This window comes from Occallatibacter riparius, from assembly GCF_025264625.1.
Classification (GTDB): Bacteria; Acidobacteriota; Terriglobia; order Terriglobales; family Acidobacteriaceae; genus Telmatobacter; species Telmatobacter riparius.
In genome coordinates this window covers 3,475,522-3,490,983 of sequence record NZ_CP093313.1, presented here as the reverse complement: position 1 = coordinate 3,490,983, position 15,462 = coordinate 3,475,522, and the positions used below count along the sequence as shown (strand labels likewise).

14 protein-coding genes are annotated in these 15,462 nt (G+C 61.4%); 10 read left to right on the top strand and 4 right to left on the bottom strand.

Annotated elements, in window-relative coordinates:
- Positions 1-40: 40 nt before the first annotated feature.
- Positions 41-1,009, top strand: a complete 969-nt coding sequence (locus tag MOP44_RS14125; RefSeq protein WP_260790579.1) for a GlxA family transcriptional regulator — start codon at positions 41-43, stop codon at positions 1,007-1,009.
- A gap of 539 nt (positions 1,010-1,548) precedes the next feature.
- Here the strand turns inward: MOP44_RS14125 and MOP44_RS14120 are convergent.
- Positions 1,549-2,760 carry a pyridoxal phosphate-dependent aminotransferase gene (locus tag MOP44_RS14120; protein WP_260790578.1) on the bottom strand — a complete coding sequence of 404 codons (1,212 nt, stop codon included), beginning with the start codon at positions 2,758-2,760 and terminating at the stop codon, positions 1,549-1,551.
- Between the two features lie 306 nt (positions 2,761-3,066).
- Between MOP44_RS14120 and MOP44_RS14115 the strand changes: the two genes are divergently transcribed.
- From MOP44_RS14115 to MOP44_RS14095, 5 genes are all read left to right on the top strand, one after another.
- A complete protein-coding gene (locus MOP44_RS14115) occupies positions 3,067-4,275 on the top strand; it encodes an ankyrin repeat domain-containing protein (RefSeq protein ID WP_260790576.1) in 1,209 nt (402 codons plus the stop codon).
- Between the two features lie 232 nt (positions 4,276-4,507).
- Positions 4,508-6,292, top strand: a complete 1,785-nt coding sequence (locus MOP44_RS14110; RefSeq protein WP_260790574.1) for a sodium:solute symporter family protein — start codon at positions 4,508-4,510, stop codon at positions 6,290-6,292.
- Between the two features lie 12 nt (positions 6,293-6,304).
- Positions 6,305-6,520 (top strand): hypothetical protein, encoded by a 216-nt coding sequence (locus MOP44_RS14105; protein ID WP_260790572.1) that lies wholly within the window; start codon positions 6,305-6,307, stop codon positions 6,518-6,520.
- A gap of 33 nt (positions 6,521-6,553) precedes the next feature.
- Positions 6,554-7,984, top strand: coding sequence for an L-fucose/L-arabinose isomerase family protein (locus MOP44_RS14100; RefSeq protein ID WP_260790570.1), 1,431 nt, complete (start codon positions 6,554-6,556; stop codon positions 7,982-7,984).
- 78 nt (positions 7,985-8,062) lie between these two features.
- Positions 8,063-9,217 carry a M24 family metallopeptidase gene (locus MOP44_RS14095; RefSeq protein ID WP_260790568.1) on the top strand — a complete coding sequence of 385 codons (1,155 nt, stop codon included), beginning with the start codon at positions 8,063-8,065 and terminating at the stop codon, positions 9,215-9,217.
- Positions 9,218-9,294: 77 nt separating this feature from the next.
- Here the strand turns inward: MOP44_RS14095 and MOP44_RS14090 are convergent, their stop codons facing one another.
- The 3 genes from MOP44_RS14090 to MOP44_RS14080 all read right to left on the bottom strand — a co-directional run bounded on the left by MOP44_RS14090 (position 9,295) and on the right by MOP44_RS14080 (position 11,789).
- On the bottom strand, positions 9,295-10,263 hold the full coding sequence (locus tag MOP44_RS14090; RefSeq protein ID WP_260790566.1) for a COX15/CtaA family protein: 969 nt from the start codon (positions 10,261-10,263) through the stop codon (positions 9,295-9,297).
- A 72-nt stretch (positions 10,264-10,335) separates the two neighbouring features.
- Entirely contained in the window at positions 10,336-11,613 is a 1,278-nt protein-coding gene (locus tag MOP44_RS14085; RefSeq protein WP_260790564.1) for an NAD(P)/FAD-dependent oxidoreductase, read from the bottom strand.
- Positions 11,610-11,789 (bottom strand): (2Fe-2S)-binding protein, encoded by a 180-nt coding sequence (locus tag MOP44_RS14080; protein WP_260790562.1) that lies wholly within the window; start codon positions 11,787-11,789, stop codon positions 11,610-11,612. Before MOP44_RS14080 ends, MOP44_RS14085 begins: the two co-directional genes overlap by 4 nt.
- On the opposite strand from MOP44_RS14080, the gene MOP44_RS14075 reads away from it, so the two are divergent.
- From MOP44_RS14075 to MOP44_RS14060, 4 genes are all read left to right on the top strand, one after another.
- Positions 11,704-12,909: a proline racemase family protein gene (locus tag MOP44_RS14075; protein WP_260790561.1), complete on the top strand. Its 1,206-nt coding sequence runs from the start codon at positions 11,704-11,706 to the stop codon at positions 12,907-12,909. The two genes, MOP44_RS14080 and MOP44_RS14075, sit on opposite strands and share 86 nt — an antisense overlap.
- A 3-nt stretch (positions 12,910-12,912) precedes the next feature.
- A complete protein-coding gene (locus MOP44_RS14070; RefSeq protein ID WP_260790559.1) occupies positions 12,913-14,085 on the top strand; it encodes an NAD(P)/FAD-dependent oxidoreductase in 1,173 nt (390 codons plus the stop codon).
- On the top strand, positions 14,067-14,987 hold the full coding sequence (locus MOP44_RS14065; RefSeq protein WP_260790557.1) for a dihydrodipicolinate synthase family protein: 921 nt from the start codon (positions 14,067-14,069) through the stop codon (positions 14,985-14,987). Before MOP44_RS14070 ends, MOP44_RS14065 begins: the two co-directional genes overlap by 19 nt.
- A gap of 84 nt (positions 14,988-15,071) precedes the next feature.
- Complete coding sequence (locus MOP44_RS14060; RefSeq protein WP_260790556.1) at positions 15,072-15,329, top strand: hypothetical protein; 258 nt, start codon at positions 15,072-15,074, stop codon at positions 15,327-15,329.
- Positions 15,330-15,462: the final 133 nt, after the last annotated feature.

Below are 15,462 nucleotides of genomic sequence, written 5' to 3'. Positions count from 1 at the left end.
CCAGTGGAGAAAATGACATTCTTTATGCAAAACTTGCCATATGCATGTCGTGCTTTATTTGCCCGATGCCTTCTACTCCGCGATTGCCTCAACCTTGGTCGAGACCCTCCAGGCTGTCAATGAGGTCCGCGGAAGCGAAGTGTTTACGTACGAATTTGTATCGAGGACAGAACACCCGCGTTCCAAATCCGGGATCCTCTACCGGGCGAACCCCAGGCCATCGCAGACGATGGATGTGCTCATATTGCTCACTGGCGTAACTGCGAACGCCCTTGAATCGGTCCGGGAGTTGGAGTTGGAAACTCAACGTGCAAAGCCGCTGGTGTTGTTAGCCAAACGTCAAAAGGCAAGGATCGCGGCTACCTGCGGCGCTTCCTATATTCTGGCTAACCTCGGCTTGCTGAAAGGCAGGTGTGCAACCATCTCGTGGTGGCTCAAGAAAGAGGTCAAGCTTCGATTCCCGCTCGTAAAATGGGAGCCATCCCGGATCCTGGTGCGCGACGGTTCGTTCTATACCACCGGCGCGGCATTCGCAGGTCTGGAACTTATAAGTAGCTTGCTGCGGGACCTCGGGTATTCCAAGGAAGAGCGGCTGGTGAGAAAGCTGATGGTCCTTCCGCCCGCACGCGAATCTCAAGATCCGTATGAAGTTCCCGGTCTGCTGGAGACCACCTCGTTTGAAAAGCGGCTGCGCCGAATTGCCCATTCGAATCTCAGTCAACTTGATATTTCTTTTCTTGCGAAAGAACTGCATGTTACGCCGAGAACACTCGCCCGGCGATTTGTCGAGGAATTGAGAATCTCTCCCGGGAAATGGATCCAGGAACAACGCTTGGAGGCCGCCCGCTCGTTGTTGGAGTCCACCAGCCTGAGCGTCGCGGAGATTTGCTATCAGGTTGGATACCAGGATGGAGCATCATTCGGCAGGCTCTTTCTGAGAGTGACTGGGATGACGCCAGGCGAGTACCGTCGTGAACTCCGCGCACCTGAACGGTCAGGAGCCGCTTGACCTGATGTAAAGACTCAGGTGCATCATCACACGCACCGGTGCGCCGCATCACAGCCGCGCCCCCCATCCGGCAACTACTCTGTCTCTCGGGCGACGCATCAGCGTTCAGCGTGGAGTTGTGTCCAAACCCCGATCGGCATGTGAGGCACCCCCGGACCACTCCCGCACCAATCCGGATCAGCGGCTGGTGCAAAGCTCCGCACCCAGCGATCCGCGCCGGCCACGAGCAAGTCGAGGGGTACCCCCCTCCCCCCCCGCGACCCAGCCGTCCGGGACCAGGGACAAGGGCAGGCACCCCACCCCCTCCCCCTGAGCACCAGAAATGGTGCGAAGCGGGCCAGCCCCTAGGGCGCGAGGCACAACGGGGCGAACGGACTCCAGCCGAAGGGTACCCCCTCCCCCCCCGAGCATAGCCGTCCGGGAGCCGGGACAAGGGCAGGTACCCCCCTCCCCCCCCCCCCCGACACTGCACCACAAACAGTGCAAACGGACGGGTAGGAGTGCCAGCACCCTCACTATGTCATTGAAATAAATGAAATTCAGGACCAAAGCGTAGTCCCGCCGCCGTCAAACCGGCCGCCATGCGCACCTGGCGTCTCCAGCCTTGCCGCAGCCGGACCAGCCATCACCTCGCCGAACGCCTTCCGGAACGTCATCATCTCCTCCGGCGTCCCCACCGTGATCCGCACCTGCGTCGGCCACGCCGGCCAGATCCGCCCTACATAGACGTCCTTTGCCGCCATCGCCTTCAGCACATCCTTGCCGTCCCGCCGCGTATCCAGCATGAAGCAGTTGCTCTCCGATGGAGTCACCGCGAACCCCTGCCCCTTCAGCCAGGCCATCGTCTCCCCGCGCGTCCCCGCCGTAATCTTCTTCCGCGTCTCGATCAGGTCCGCCTGCTTCAGGCTCGCGATCGCCGCCGCCGTCGCCGTAATCGGCATGAAGTTCGACCCGAAGTAGTCGATCTTGTCCATCAAATCCGGTCGGCCCACCGCGAACCCCATCCGAATCCCTGCCATCCCATACAGCTTCGAGAACGTGCGCAGCACAATCACGTTCTTCCCTTCCTTCACAAAATCCAGCGACCGCGGCGCATCGCACAAATGGATATACGCCTCATCGATCAGCATCACCGCATCCTTCGGCGCCCCCGCCACCAGGCTCTCGATATCCGCCCGCGGCGTACACGTCCCCGTCGGATTATTCGGATTACACACATAAATCACGCCCGGATTCGCTGCCGCCCCCAGCATCGCCTTCGTGTCGTGCGTCGCCGCCCCCTTCGGATCGGCGAGCGGCACTTTGATCACCTTCGCCCCCGTCCGCTCCGCCGCGAACATCGGCGCCTCGTACCCCGGATCGGCAATCACCAGCGGCCGGCTCGGATTCGTAAACGCCAGCACCGTGTACGCCAGCGGCTCGCTCGATCCCGCATACACCCGCACAGCCTTGCGGTCGAGCCCCTCCTGCTTGGCAAACAGATCGATCAGATCGTCCTGCATGTCGAAGAAGTACCGCCCGCCCTTCGGCACCATATCCAGCATCGCCTGCCGCGCCGCATCGCACGGACCCAGCGGATTCTCGTTCGAATCGATATGAACCCCATGATTGGGATCACCCAGACGCCGCCCCCTCTGCGCAAATGCCAGGTGCGCCTCCGTAACAATTGGCATCGTAGCCAGCGCGGAAGCCCCGGCGGCAAAACGGAAGAAACTGCGGCGAGTGACAGGGGAATTCAGATTCGACGGCATGAGTAGACCTCCTTATTCGTGCGGAGCGGGACCGAATCAGAATCAGTCGGGGAAATCGGCAGCCGATCCCGTAGCAAACACGTTAGTCCCCACGCCACCCGCCGCACAAGACAGAAACCCGTAAAGAACCTGTTCGAAGAATCCAATTCCCTGCCCATTTCGTAATCTGTTACGATCCCGCTGAAGCGTGAGGGACGCCTCCGGTCCGCGGAAAGGGCTCCAAGCCCATCCTTGCTGAAAGTTCTACCCGAACCTTCTTTCGGCCCGAACCATGCGGACACCGGGCGCGCAAACGAAAGGAGGCCCATGCCCACCGATCCCTCTACCCCGCCCCGACCGATTCCCGACCGCCCCAACCTCCGCCACCTCAAAGACCAGGCCAAAGAGCTTCTGCACACCGGCTCAGCCCGTACCCTCTCCGGCGCCCAGCTCCAGATCGCGCGCCAGTACGGCTTCCGCAGCTGGCCCAAGCTCAAACACCATGTCGAATCTCTGCACGAAATTGGCATGCTCAAGCACGCCATCGACACCAATGACTTCAACGCCATCCGCACCCTGATGACGCGGAACCCCGCCCTCCATCGCGCCCCCCTCGGCTACGGCAAATCCGGCCCCCTCACCTGGGTAGCCGAGTGCCGCGTCCCTTGGGAACCACCCGGCCCCACCCGCCTCGCCATCGCGCAATGGATGATCGACCACGGCTCCGACATCCACCAGGGCGGCGACGCTCCCCTGATGCGTGCCGCGCTAGTCGACCACCGCATCCCCATGATGGAACTCCTCGTCCGCAACGGCGCCGACGTCAATGCCGAGTGGAACGGCCACTTCCCCATCCTCTTCGCTCCCTGCGAGACCCTGAATCCCCTCGCCCTGAAATGGCTCCTGGACAATGGCGCGAACCCCCACCTCCCCGAACTACGCGGCCACCCATCCCCCCTCGACTACGTCATCGGCACCTACTCCCGTTCTCCCCTTCAAGCGCAATGCATGCGGCTGCTGATAGACGCGGGCTGCACCTCGAAGCGCAACATCCCCGCGGCAATAGAACTTCTCCGCGGCCGACTCGACATCCTGGGAGCCATGCTCGATGCGGATCCCCCTCTCGTTCATCGCCGATTTCCCGAGCTCGACTTCGGATCCACCGGCTACCGCCGGATGACTTTAAGTGGCGGGACCCTCCTCCACGTTGCCGCCGAATACGGAAACGTGAAAGCCGCTCAGATGCTCCTGGCTCGCGGAGCCGACGTGAACGCCCCCGCTGCCCTCGATGCGAACACCATCGGTGGGCAGACTCCCCTGTTCCACGCCGTCAGCCAGTTCTATGACTACGGTCTCGAGCTCGCCCGTTTCCTTGTAGCCAGCGGAGCAAACCTCGCAATTCGTGCTAATCTGCCGGGCCATTACGAGCAGCCCGAAGAATTCGTGGACTGCACTGCGCTGGCATACGCTGCGAAGTTCCCCGGGGGTGACACGAAGACCATCGCCTTTTTGCGCAGCATCGGCGCGCCGGAGTGACGATTCATGACAGAAATCTGGCGCAAATCCAGGAAGCCCCGTAAACTAGCTGCGTAAACGCTTTCTCGACAATTCTGCTCCGCTGCGCAGTCAAGACCTCCACCGTCCTGCCAAGCCGACGCCCACGGTCCCGAACTGCGCGTTTTGGGCCTTGACAACCACTGCAGTAAAACCATTTACTTAAGGGCGAACGTCCACAGTCCTGGGTGCACGCCCAAGTTCAGGTGAGTCCATGTCCGGATTAGCTCCCAACATCTTCGCCGCCAGTGTGTCTTCCGCATCGCACGCGCTTGCCCTGGCGGCCCCCTCACTGGCGCACTTGGGTGCGCTGGATATCGCGGTAATCGCAATCTACTTCGTCATGGTCATCTGGATAGGCTTCTATCTCAAAGGCCAAGCCAACACCAGCGAAGAGTTCTTCATGGCCGGCCGCGAGATGACCGCATGGATCGCCGGCCTCAGTTTCGTTTCCGCCAACCTTGGCTCGCTCGAACTGATGGGCTGGGCTGGTTCGGCCTACCAGTACGGCATCCTCGCTGCTCACTGGTATTGGGTCGGCGCAATCCCCGCCATGCTCTTCCTCGGCATGGTGATGATGCCCTTCTATTACGTCTGCAAGACGCATTCGGTACCCGGCTACCTCAAGCTCCGCTACGGACAGGGCGCCAGCTTCGTTGCCGCCGTCTCCTTCGCCTTCATGACGGTGCTGATGAGCGGCGTCAACATGTTCGCCATGGCCGTGGTGATGAAGGTCGTCCTCGGCTGGAATCTCAGCTTCTCCATCATCGTCTCCTCGCTCGCTGTCGCGGCATACGTGGCACTCGGCGGACTGCGCTCCGCAATCTTCAACGAGGTGCTCCAGTTCATGCTGATCTGGGGCGGCGCGTTGCTGGTTCCTATCCTCGGCCTCGTCGAATCCGGCGGCTGGAACGGCTTCAAGGCCAAGTTGGCGCACAACATCGCCACCGGCCTCACCCCTGCGGGCGACTACACGCATATGTGGCGCTCCATGGGGCACTTCGCCGATAACCCCATGGGCATTCATTGGACGGGCATCGTCTTCGGCCTTGGCTTCGCGATCAGCTTCGGTTACTGGACCACCGACTTCCTTGTCGTTCAGCGCGTTCTCGCCGCCAACAACCTGCGCTCTGCGCGCATGGCGCCGGTCATCGGATCCTTCTTCAAGATGGCGGTCCCCTTTATCGTCATCCTTCCCGGCCTGCTCGGCCTGGTGGTTCTGCAAAACCCTGATGGCAGCCTGATGCACCTTGTGCCGCAAAATCTGGCGACACCGGAATCAGGACTGCACAGCTACAACGAGGTCCTGCCGCTGATGCTGGTTCGCTACTGCTCGCCCGGTCTGCTGGGGTTGGGCATTACTGCCCTCATCGCGGGATTCATGAGCGGCATGGCCGGCAACGTTAGCGCCTTCTCCGCCGTTTGGACCTACGACATCTATCAGCCCATGATCAACAAGACCGCCAAGGACGAGCACTATGTCGCGGTTGGCCGCTGGGCCACGATCTGGGGCGTCATCATCTCCATCGGAACCGCCTACCTGGTCATGAGCATGGCCGGCATTATGGACTACGTACAGGCCCTGTTCAGCTTCTTCATCTCGCCTCTGTTGGGCGTGGTGCTGGTCGGTATGCTCTGGCCGCGCGCAACCAAGTCCGGCGGTTTCTGGGGACTGCTGCTTGGCACGCTAACCTCCATCGGCCTGTGGGCTTGGGTCAAGGCCGATCCAGCGGCTCTCCGCTATGTGGCGCTCTCACCTGATGCCAGGGACATGGCCGAGAACATGTACCGTGCGCTCTGGTCGGTCATTGTCTCCATGGGCGTCAATATCATCGTCAGCTTGTTCACCAAGCCGAAGACACTCGCCGAACTCGATGGCGTGGTGATGGGCGCCACTAAGCTGCCGGTGGAGGAACCTGTGCCGTTCTATAAGAACGAGTGGTTCTGGACGGTCATCGCTGGAGTCGTCTTTCTAGCACTCAACATTTACTTCTGGTAACGGAGGCCGCAGATGCATTCAGGACACATCTCAATCTGGTTTTTCATCGGCGTTCTTCTCAGTGTCTATGGCGCTTTGATCGCCGCCTACGGAGTCTTCGAACTCATCACCGGCCAGCATGCCAATGTGGTGCTCTGGAACCTGCACGCACCCGCCTGGTGGGGCGCCCTGATGCTGCTTCTCGGGCTCTTCTACAGCATTAAGTTCCGGCCCGGACGGAACGACTGATATTCAATCGCAATCTTTAAGGAGTTTTTGAACATGGCAGAACAAGCAAGAACAATGACCTTCGGGATCGTAGTGGGCAACCGCGGCTTTTTTCCCGATCATTTGGCCAAGACTGGCCGTGAAGAAATCCTTGCCGTGCTGGAACAGGCCGGCGCCAAGGCAATCGTGCTCTCGCCCGAAGAATCGAAGTACGGCGCGGTAGAGACCTACGATGAATCCCTCCGCTGCGCAGAGCTGTTCAAGAAACACGCCGATGAGATTGACGGCATCATCGTTACCCTGCCCAACTTCGGTGAAGAACGCGGCATCGTTGACGCCATCCGTCTCTCCGGCCTCAAGGTTCCGGTGCTTGTGCAGGCTACGCCCGACCGCAGCGACAACATGACCATTGCTGTCCGCCGCGACTCGTTCTGCGGCAAGATGAGCGCCTGCAATAACATGATGCAGTACGGCATCAAGTACTCGCTCACCACCCTGCACACGGAGGCTGTCACTTCGCCTGAATTCAAGGCTGACCTCGAGCGGTTCTCCGCCGTCTGCCGCATCGTGAAGGGCCTCAAGAATCTCAAGATCGGCGCTATCGGCGCGCGCCCCGCGGCGTTCAACACGGTGCGCTACTCTGAGCGGCTGTTCGAGCAGAGCGGCATCTCGGTCGACACGCTCGATCTGTCCGAGGTCTTCGGCCGCATCAACCGTATGAAAGACAACGACGACGCGGCTCAGGCCAAGCTCGCCGCCATCAAGAGCTACGTCACTACCAAGGGCATCCCTGACGAGGCCCTGCTCAAGATGGCGAAGCTCGGCGCAGTCATTGACGGCTGGATGAAGCAGACCCACTGCACCATCAGCGCCGTGCAGTGCTGGACCTCCATGGAAGAGTTCTTCGGCGTGGTGCCCTGCACCATCATGAGCATGATGTCGAACAATCTCATTCCGTCAGCCTGCGAAGTCGATGTGCCCGGCACGCTCAGCATGTACATGCTCGCCCTCGCCAGCCAGACGCCTTCCGCCCTGCTCGATTGGAACAACAACTACGGCTCCGACCCGAACAAGTGCGTGTGCTTCCACTGCTCCAACCTGCCCAAGCACTTCTTCAAGGACGTCCGCATGGACTACCAGGAGATCATCGCCGGCACCGTGGGCAAGCTCAACACCTTCGGCACCTGCGTAGGCCGCGTCAAGGCCGGCGTCATGAGCTACGCGCGCTACTCCACCGACGATCAGAACGGTATCATCCGCGGCTACACCGGCCCGGGCGCCTTCACGGATGACCCGCTCGAGACCTTCGGCGGCGCCGGCGTCGCAGAGATTCCGCATTTGCAGAAGCTGCTCAAGTACATCTGCCGCGAAGGCTTCGAACATCACGTCGCCGCGAACTTCTCTGACGTCTCCAAGGCCGTCCACGAAGCCGCGAGCAACTATCTCGGATGGCAGAGCTACTATCACCCGGGACTAGACGACTAAGCCAAAGGTAAACCGAAGGGCGTTGACAAAGGTCAACGCCCTTCGCGCGTAGAGCAGAACCTCCAGGGAGACGGCCTTATGAGTAAAAGAATCGCCAAGGATCTAGCAGTCAACGGAACAACACTGGTCCCCCAATCCGCGTGGAACGATGAGTTGGAGCGAAAGCATCAGAAAGTGGTCGAATGGCTCAAGAGCCAGAAGCTCGGAGGCGTGCTCATTCGCCGCAATGAAAACGTCGCCTGGATCACCGGCGGCGCGGTCGAACTCCGCGTGCTCACTCCGGCCGAAACCGGCGTCGCAGCCATCCTCGTCACCGCGGAGGGCAAGCGCTATTACTTCACCACGGAGAACGAAGCTCCTCGTCTGCACGACGAAGAATTCGGCGCACTAGACTTCGAGCCGGTCCTCTTCCCCTGGTACGCAGACGACACGCTCGAATCCGCGAAGAAGCTCGCAGGCGGCCCGCTGGCATCCGACACGCCGCAGCCTGGCACCACCTCCGCGAATCTCTTTCCTCTGCGCCAGTCTCTGAGCGAAACCGAAATCGCACGCTACAAATGGCTCGGCGCTCAAACAGCAGCCGCAACTGCTGAATCGCTGGATGCCGTGGAACCCGGCATGAGTGAATACGACCTGGAAGCAATGACCGCCGCCAACCTGCTCAAGCGCGGCATTCTGCCTTCGGTCTACCTCTACGCCGTCGACGATCGCATCTTCAAATACAAGCACGCCGTTGCTCGCGGCGCGCGCCTGAAGCAGTACGGCATGCTGAACCTCTGCACGCGCAAGTTCGGCCTGGCCATCTCCATCACGCGGTTCGTGCACTTCGGCAAGTTGCCCGCCGAACTCGCTTCCCGATTCCAATCGGCTGCCAACGTGAACGCCGCCCTGCTCGATGCATCGCGCGTGGGCGCAACCTCTGCGCAGTTGTTCAAAGTTGCCCAGGATGCCTACACAGCCGAAGGCTATCCCGGCGAAGAGCGCTTCCATCACCAGGGAGGACCCACCGGCTACGGTGAGCGCGAGTGGGTCGCCACACCGAATGGCACTGAAACCGTGGTCAACAACCAGGCCTTCGCATGGAACCCCAGCATCCGGGGCGGCAAAGCGGAAGATACGGTCCTTTTGCGCGACGGCAAGATCGAATGGCTCACAGCAACCCCCGAACTGCCCGTAATCAACGCCACAGTCAACGGCAACGCCTATCCCGCAGCCGGCGCACTAATTAAGTAAGCCCTAAGCCCCGCAACAAAATCGGGCCGCGATCAACCTCACTGATCGCGGCCCTCGTTTCTTCTACTCCCTAATCCTTATTCCCGACTCCCTGCCTTCGCCGGCTCCAGCACAACGCGCGCCGTCAGCACCACCAACGCCGCCCACAGCACGTCGGCTCCCAGCAGATGCGCAATCTGCAGCCATGTCGGCGCAAGCAGCACCACGTCCAGAACGCCGAGCACATACTGCGCAGCCAGCAGCACCAGGACCAACGCTGAGAGGCCCCGGTTATCCCAATGCGCGGTCCGCCTCGAAGCGCGCACCAGCAGCCAGATCAAAAACACGCTCGCAAAGAACGCGACCGTCGGATGTGTCCACCGCCAGCGCACCAGCCATCCGCTCGTCGCAGAAAAATCCTGCGCCAGCGCCGCCCCCAGCGAGCGCGCCGGAAACAGCGTATCTCCAAGCGCGGCCAGCGATCCTGTAACGCCCACCATCATCACCACAATGACCGCGGCGACAGCCCCGATCGGCGCCACCAGCCGCACCGTCGCGCGCGTATATCCTTGCCGTCTGCTCAACAGATGAGCGCTCAGCGTAAGCGCCGCCAGCAGCAGCAGCGTGTTAGTCAGATGTAGTGCAAGGTACGGAGCCCTCAACGGCGACTGGCTCTGCGCCGTGAGCCCCAGCTTCACCAGCAGGGCCCCCAGGACCGCCTCCACCAGCGTGAACACAACCGTCCAAACGGCCGCCGCCCTCGCCAGGTGCCCCTTCACCGTTCCTGCAAACGTCCACACCAGCAGTCCCACAGCGGAAAAGAACGAGATTCCGCTCGTGAACCGGTGCGTGAATTCAATCATGGTGTCCAGTCGCGGCGAGTGCTGAACAACCGTGCCGTTGCATAGCGGCCAGTGGTCACCGCATCCAGCCCCCGAACCCGTCGCGCGCACCAACCCGCCCCACAGAATCACGGCAATGAAATACACCAGCACAAACCACGCGAAACGGCGCAGTGCCGGCGACGGAAGACGCGCAGCATCCACAGAAATTGCGGCAGAAGACACCAAAGAGACACTCCCAGCGTACCCTTCAGTTTAGAACAGATCGTTTGTACGTTCCTGCCCGCACGATTTCAATCACCTTACGTCTTGAGCCGACGCAACATCACTGACGTCCGCGGCAATCGTCTCAATGCGCGCAGGCGTAATCGGCGGCCTGACGCTCTCGGCGTCCCAGCCGAACAAGAACAACGTCGCCGGACCGCAGACGCGCCCCTGGCACGGTCCCATCCCGCAGCGCGTGTGCAATTTGGCCTCGCGACCGCTGCGCATGCCTTCCAGAGCACCACGCCGAACATCCTCGCAGCGACATACAATCGTGTCTTCTGCTGCCAACTCTCCTAGTTCCCCGCGCAGCGCGAACGCCTCATCCAGCTTCCGCGCAAACCGCATCTGCCGGTCACGCCGAGGAAACAGATGCACAGCGGATCGGCCAGCAGCCGCAAGCCCCGCAATCTCACCTTCAATCAGCGCCTTCTCCAGGCCGCCCACGCCGGTGAGCTCCCCCGCACAATAGACGCCCTCTACACTCGACTGCTGCCCCGCATCGACCCGAACAAATCCTTCTTCCGTGGCGCACCCAAGCAGCCGAGGCAGTTCCAGGTTCGGCACAAGATGAAATCCGCAGCCGAGATAATCGCAACCGATCTCCCGCGCCTTCCCGCCGATGCTCACTGTCACGGACATCAGCCGATCCGTTCCATCCGCTCGGGTCACCCATGCACTCGTGCGATAGCCCGCGCCCTTTACTGCAGAGCCGTAGCGAAGCCCCTCCACAATCTTGCCCGGATGCGACATCAGGCTCACCCCAAAGGCCATCAGCCGCGACATCGGCGCCTGTTCAAAAATTCCCGCGATCTCCGCGCCCTGCTTCGCAAGATTCGCGGCAACCGCAAGCAGCAATGGCCCACTCCCCGCCAGAACCACGCGTTTCCCCGCGATTGGCAGCCCCGCCTTCACCATTGCTTGCAGCCCGCCCGTCCCCAGCACCCCCGGCAATGTCCATCCCGGAAACGGCAGAAATCGCTCGCGCGCGCCCGTGGCCAGAATCAGCTTGTCGAAGCTCAGATCGCCACTGCCTGCATCGCCCTCAACGCGCAGCACACCCTTCGCAGGCTGCGCCACCACCCGCGTTCCTGCAACCATCTCAACCTGCGCAGCGGCCAATCGCTGCATCAGCCTCGCAAAGCGCGGCGCACCGCCTTTGGGATCCGATCCATAGCCGCGCCAGATCTGCCCACCGGCCGATGCGTTCTCATCGATTACGCGCACCCGACAGCCACCCTCGGCTACTGCAGCCGCAGCCGCCATCCCCGCCGGCCCAGCACCTACTACGAGCACCTCGCGCGCGCTCATCCGGTCGTTACCCGCATGCCATCTTTCACCAACACCTGGCACGTACGCACATGAGCAACCCCGTCCACGGTGGCTCGGCATTCCATGCAGATGCCCATCCCGCACAGCGGTCCGCGCGGCTCGCCTGAAACAGACGTGTGGCAAGCCGTACCCGCCAGCATCATCGCAGCAGCCACACTCGATCCCGCGCGCACCCCAACCGTCCGCCCGTTGATCGAAATCGATATTTGTTCGGATGACTCGAAAGACATAGGCGAGCTCACGACGACTCCGATTGTAGCGGACTGTATACTTCGCATGAGCAACACCTCATTCAGCCATCAGGACTGCCGCCCAGCCATGACTCCGGCCCAGCATTCTCTCCAAAAGATCGTCGTCCTCGATTCGCACACAGCCGGCGAACCAACACGCTGCGTGCTCTCCGGCGGCCCTGACCTCGGCGCAGGCCCGCTCGCCAAACGCCTCGAACGGCTGCGCACTGAACACGACCACCTGCGCCGCGCGATTCTTTGCGAACCACGCGGTTCCGACGTCATCGTAGGCGCCTGGATTCTGCCGCCCGATACTCCCGATTGCGCAGCCGCCGTCATCTTCTTCAACAACGCCGGCTATCTCGGCATGTGCGGACACGGCACCATCGGTGTCGCCGTCACCCTCGCTCACCTCGGCCGCATCACGCCCGGCGCGCATCGTATTCAAACTCCAGTCGGCATTGTGCGCGTCCAACTCGACTCCCCGAACACCGCAACTATCGAAAACATTCCCGCCTACCGCCACATCGCGAACGCCCGTGTACACGTCCCTCAGTTCGGCGAAATCATCGGTGACGTAGCCTGGGGCGGCAACTGGTTCTTCCTCATCAAAGATCATCCATTCGATCTCCGCCTCGAGAACGTCGATCAGCTCACGGACTTCACATGGGCCGTGCGCAACGCACTCACCTCAGCAGAAATCACCGGCGCCAACCGCGCGGAGATCGACCACATCGAGTTGTTCAGCGACCCTCTCGATCCTGCCAATCACAGCCGCAACTTCGTGCTGTGTCCCGGCAAGGCCTACGATCGTTCCCCCTGCGGAACCGGCACCAGCGCCAAGATGGCCTGCCTTATCGCCGACGGCAAACTCGCGCCAGGAGAAACATGGCGTCAGGAAGGGATTCTCGGCACCGTATTCGAAGGCCGCGTGCGCATGGAAGGCAAACAAGTCATCCCCAGCATCACCGGCTCAGCGTTCGTCACCGCTGAATCCACTCTCCTCTACGATCCAACTGATCCGTTTCGTGATGGAATCGGCTAACTGATGACCATGGCTGCCTCATCGTTCGACGTGATCATCGCCGGTGGCGGCATCGTGGGAGCGGCCTGCGCCGCGGCCTGCGCACGCCAAGGCATGCGCGTCGCTCTCGTCGAGCGCGATGTCCTCGGCAGCGGCGCAACCGCCGCCGGCATGGGCCACATCGTTGTCATGGACGATTCCGATGCTCAGTTCGCGCTGACCCGCTACAGTCAGCTTCTGTGGCACGCGCTCAGCCTCAAGCTCCCCGCTTCATGCGAGTATGAGCAGCGCGGTACTCTCTGGATCGCCGCTGATGATGAGGAGATGGCCGAAGCAGAGCGCAAGCATGCCTTCTACACAGCCCGCAATGTTCCCGCTGTACTACTGAACGCACAGCAGCTTGCTCAGCGTGAATCAAACCTACGCTCCGGCCTCGCAGGCGCGCTGCTCGTGCCTGACGATGCCGTTGCCTATCCTCCGACAGTTGCCCTTCACCTCGCCCATGAAGCGCAGCAACACGGCGCGACTCTCATCGTCGGCCGCTCCATTTCGCGAATGGCCAACGGCGAAGCCGTTCTCGACGACGGCTCGCATCTAAAAGCGCCTCGCCTGTTGAATGCAACCGGTGCCTGGTCTCCGCAGTTCGACGCTGACATCCCAGTTAAAAAGCGCAAAGGCCACCTCGTCATCACCGATCGCTACCCTAATTTCGTCCGTCACCAGCTCGTCGAGCTCGGCTATCTCAAGAGCGCCCACAGCATCGGCGCAGACTCCGTCGCCTTCAACGTGCAGCCGCGCAGCACCGGCCAAGTACTCATCGGCTCATCCCGCCAATATGGCAATGAAGATCCCGCCGTCGATCAGCACATGATCACCGCCGTGCTCCAGCGCGCGGCCCTCTACATGCCCTCTCTGCAATCCATGAGCGCGATTCGCGTCTGGACCGGCTTCCGCGCAGCCACACCGGACAAGCTGCCCCTCATCGGTCCCTCGACCGCCGACGATTCGGTCTGGCTTGCCACAGGACATGAAGGCCTCGGCATCACCACTTCGCTCGGAACCGCAGAGCTCATCGTCGCGTCTTTCAGTGGCAAGCAGCCACCTATCGCACCCGACCCGTATCTGCCATCCCGTTACAAACAGTCGACACGCTACTCTGAACATCACAAGGAGCCGCAATGCAATGGAAAGGCGTAATGCCCGCGATGACCACCGCGTTTGATGCCGAGCTGAAAGTTGATCACGCCTTCATCGGTCGACACGCACGCTGGCTGCGCGATAACGGATGCGCCGGCATGGTCTGCCTGGGCTCCTTAGGCGAAGCCGCCACTCTCACCTTTGATGAGAAGATCTCGGTGATACAAACCGTCGCCGGAGCTGTATCGCCTCAAATTCCGGTGGTTGCGGCAATCTCGGCGTTGTCCACTGCAGAAGCAGTCGCACTCGCGCAATCAGTTTCTCGGGCCGGCGCGCAGGGCCTCATGATTCTGCCGCCCTACGTCTATCAAGGTGATTGGCGCGAGATGAAAGCGCATGTCGCCGCTATTCTCGCAGCCACTGAGCTGCCTGCCATGCTCTACAACAATCCCGTGGCCTACGGCACCGACTTCACTCCCGAGCAAATTCAGGAACTCGCGCGTGAATTTCCCAGTCTCGCCGCCGTCAAGGAATCCTCGACAGACGTGCGCCGCGTGACCGCGATCCGCGCTTTGACCGGAGATCGGCTCGCCATCTTTGTCGGTGTGGATGATGCAATTGTTGAGGGAATTGACGCCGGAGCCGTTGGCTGGATCGCCGGCCTCGTCAACGCATTCCCGCGCGAGTCCGTCGATCTCTTCAACTTCGCAACGGAAGGCCGCAAGCAGGAAGCCTTCGAGCTCTACCGCTGGTTTCTGCCCCTGCTGCGCATGGACACGGTGCCAAAATTCGTTCAGCTCATCAAGCAGGTGCAGCAGGAAGCCGGCCTGGGCTCCGCACGCGTGCGCCCGCCGCGCCTCCAGTTGGAAGGACCAGAACTTGCCGCCGCAAAGGCCGACTATGCGCAAGCCGCGGCCCATCGGCCGGCAGTCGCGAAACGCAGCACTGCACTTCCGCGCTGATAGGCAGCCGCAAGTACAGTCCGCGAAGTGTCAGTCCGTCAGAACCGGCCAGTCGCGTTCCCAAGTCAGAGTCTTGAGCCACGCGTGAGGCGTGCCATGCTCTACGGAGGCGGCGCATCCATCGCTCCGGATCTAACCCAGCTATGGACCCAGGGCACTCAGGCTCAGAAGGACCTCGATACCCGTTGGAGCCCGGCGCGCATACCTGCCCTGGAGGCCTCTTCGCAACCTGGGTTTATCCTGGCGCGCGATACGAAGGCCGACCTTGCCTGCCCCTATGCGAATGAGCAAATCAAGATCTGTCGGCTTCCTCAACCCGCCTCTGAAGCGCAACTGCGCTGACTCCGGGCGACCCGCTCGCTTCTATTAGTCGCGACCGCCGTCACTTACACACGAGTCCACGTTTCATACGATGACAACGTGGGGAGTAGTGTCTGGTGCCATTTCGTTACAAGTCAGATTTCTGAGTATTTAC

Excerpts from the sequence above, each read along its gene's own strand:
- MOP44_RS14085 (WP_260790564.1), bottom strand. The coding sequence starts at position 11,613 with ATGAGCGCGCGCGAGGTGCTCGTAGTAGGTGCTGGGCCGGCGGGGATG.
- MOP44_RS14100 (WP_260790570.1), top strand. The coding sequence starts at position 6,554 with ATGGCAGAACAAGCAAGAACAATGACCTTCGGGATCGTAGTGGGCAAC.
- MOP44_RS14120 (WP_260790578.1), bottom strand. The coding sequence starts at position 2,760 with ATGCCGTCGAATCTGAATTCCCCTGTCACTCGCCGCAGTTTCTTCCGT.
- MOP44_RS14075 (WP_260790561.1), top strand. The coding sequence starts at position 11,704 with ATGCCCATCCCGCACAGCGGTCCGCGCGGCTCGCCTGAAACAGACGTG.
- MOP44_RS14105 (WP_260790572.1), top strand. The coding sequence starts at position 6,305 with ATGCATTCAGGACACATCTCAATCTGGTTTTTCATCGGCGTTCTTCTC.
- MOP44_RS14115 (WP_260790576.1), top strand. The coding sequence starts at position 3,067 with ATGCCCACCGATCCCTCTACCCCGCCCCGACCGATTCCCGACCGCCCC.
- MOP44_RS14125 (WP_260790579.1), top strand. The coding sequence starts at position 41 with ATGCATGTCGTGCTTTATTTGCCCGATGCCTTCTACTCCGCGATTGCC.
- MOP44_RS14070 (WP_260790559.1), top strand. The coding sequence starts at position 12,913 with ATGACCATGGCTGCCTCATCGTTCGACGTGATCATCGCCGGTGGCGGC.
- MOP44_RS14110 (WP_260790574.1), top strand. The coding sequence starts at position 4,508 with ATGTCCGGATTAGCTCCCAACATCTTCGCCGCCAGTGTGTCTTCCGCA.
- MOP44_RS14065 (WP_260790557.1), top strand. The coding sequence starts at position 14,067 with ATGCAATGGAAAGGCGTAATGCCCGCGATGACCACCGCGTTTGATGCC.
- MOP44_RS14095 (WP_260790568.1), top strand. The coding sequence starts at position 8,063 with ATGAGTAAAAGAATCGCCAAGGATCTAGCAGTCAACGGAACAACACTG.